General features: G+C 39.8%; 3 protein-coding genes and 1 pseudogene. All 4 read left to right on the top strand.

Annotation, left to right across the window (positions count from 1 at the left end; genetic code table 11):
• The first annotated feature begins 106 nt into the window (after nt 1–106).
• On the top strand, nt 107–547 hold the full coding sequence (locus AC52RT_RS02565) for a DoxX family protein (protein ID WP_495539296.1): 441 nt from the start codon (nt 107–109) through the stop codon (nt 545–547).
• Between the two features lie 27 nt (nt 548–574).
• Nucleotides 575–1,039, top strand: coding sequence for a DinB family protein (locus AC52RT_RS02560; RefSeq protein WP_495539295.1), 465 nt, complete (start codon nt 575–577; stop codon nt 1,037–1,039).
• Between the two features lie 95 nt (nt 1,040–1,134).
• Nucleotides 1,135–1,524, top strand: coding sequence for a rhodanese-like domain-containing protein (locus AC52RT_RS02555; protein ID WP_495539294.1), 390 nt, complete (start codon nt 1,135–1,137; stop codon nt 1,522–1,524).
• Nucleotides 1,525–1,637: 113 nt separating this feature from the next.
• Nucleotides 1,638–1,768 (top strand): annotated as a pseudogene (locus AC52RT_RS02550) (aldo/keto reductase); the annotation flags it as partial.
• Nucleotides 1,769–1,787: the final 19 nt, after the last annotated feature.

Below are 1,787 nucleotides of genomic sequence, written 5' to 3'. Positions count from 1 at the left end.
GTAGAAGTATATTTACCGCTGTCTGTCTAACCTGATCTATCGAAGAATTGACAAAGAATAGCCATCGCGTGATCTTAACGTTACTACTAAGAAAGGCTGTGCTGAAATGTCTAATTCGTCTGCTTCACTACCAAGGATATTCGGAACGATTGTTTTTTCTTTTGTATTTATTGCTGCAGGCATTTACCACTTTACCGAGGCAGAAGGTTTTGTTGCCATGCTTCCGGACTTTATTCCGTGGAGAGAAGCGATTATTTATCTCACCGGTGTGCTGGAATGGATCTTAGCTGTTTTTCTTTTAATACCAAGCATGCGTCGTAAAACGGGAGTGGTCATCGCATGGTATTTAGTGCTGATTTTTCCAGCTAATCTTTATGCTGCATTTGCCGGCATTCCCGCACCTGGCTTTGAATCTAGCCCTCAATGGGCTTTATGGGTAAGACTAGTCTTTCAGCCAGTGTTGATTTGGTGGATTCTTTGGGCTACAAAACTGCCGTACCGAACAAACAAAGGGTATGTTTTATCAAATGACCTTCAAAAAAAATGAAGCATTAAAATTCAGGAGGGAAATGGAATGGAAAGTGTCGCTAATTTACAGAAACGCTGGGAGAGACATCGGCACGTCCTTCAAGAAGTACTACAAAAGATCGATGACGAATATCTTCATTTTTCCCCTTGGGATGGGGGGATGCCGTTGAGTGCGTTAGTGATCCATATAACAGTGTCCACTGATTTGTTTTTAGCAAAGGTTCAGAACAAGCCATTTACCTCTTCTGCACCAGTGAATGCACATTCGATGGATGAATTAAGAAGGTATTTGAATCAGGCAACAGAAAAAACACTTCAGAGCTTTCGAGGTTTATCTGCAGAGAACTTGGAGATGACGATAGAGATGAATGAAATGAAAGACACAGGCGCTAATTGGATTTCAGCGGCGATTGATCATGAAATCCATCACAAAGGACAGGTTTTCACCTATGCTCGAATCGTTGGAGTGGACTCTCTCCCGTTCTTTATCACAAAACCTAACTTTTTTTAGAGGAACTTGTCACGTAAAATACCTGGAATTTCATTTTTATGTGTAAATGTATTATAGTTAAGTAGAAATACTAGTTGAATATGGAGGTTTTACCAATGGCAAAAACATTTATGCAAATGGTTGGGGAAGCACGTGAACATGTACCAGGAGTTACTTCTGCACAAGCTCGTGAAAAAATCCAAGAAAATCCGAACACATTAGTCATTGATGTACAAGATGCAAAAGATGCTGGAGCATGTGGATTAATTCCTAGCAGCTTAAATATTTCACTAGGAATGCTGGGTATTCGTGCAGATCTTGAACTGCCAGAACAAATGAGAGAAAGTGAATTAGCAGATCGTAATCGTCCCGTATTAGTTACATGCGGTGCTGGTGGACAAGCGGCTCTAGGCGCTTACCTTCTTCATCAAATGGGATTCACAGATGTTGCGTACATTGAAGGTGGAACAACTGCTTGGAAAAATGCAGGCTATGAAGTGAACTAATAGGGTAATCAAAAGAGCTGTCCAATATGTGATGGCTCTTTTTGTTTCTGGATGTACGTATTTATTACGTTATAAAGATTGAGGCGTAATTTTCTAAACAGGAAGGAACTTGTATGCAAAGTATCATCTTAAACAATGGGATTGAAATGCCTATACTAGGTTTTGGAGTTTTTCAAATTCAAGAGCAAAAGAATGTGAACAAGCTGTTTATGAAGCGATTATGGCAGGTTATCGTTTAATTGAACAGCAGCTTCTTATTTAAA

Source organism: Peribacillus sp. (genome assembly GCF_059453735.1).
This window is presented reverse-complemented; position numbering and strand designations above follow the sequence as displayed.

What these genes read in the sequence shown, in the direction of transcription:
- AC52RT_RS02560 (WP_495539295.1), top strand. Translation starts at nt 575, where the DNA reads ATGGAAAGTGTCGCTAATTTACAGAAACGCTGGGAGAGACATCGGCAC.
- AC52RT_RS02555 (WP_495539294.1), top strand. Translation starts at nt 1,135, where the DNA reads ATGGCAAAAACATTTATGCAAATGGTTGGGGAAGCACGTGAACATGTA.
- AC52RT_RS02565 (WP_495539296.1), top strand. Translation starts at nt 107, where the DNA reads ATGTCTAATTCGTCTGCTTCACTACCAAGGATATTCGGAACGATTGTT.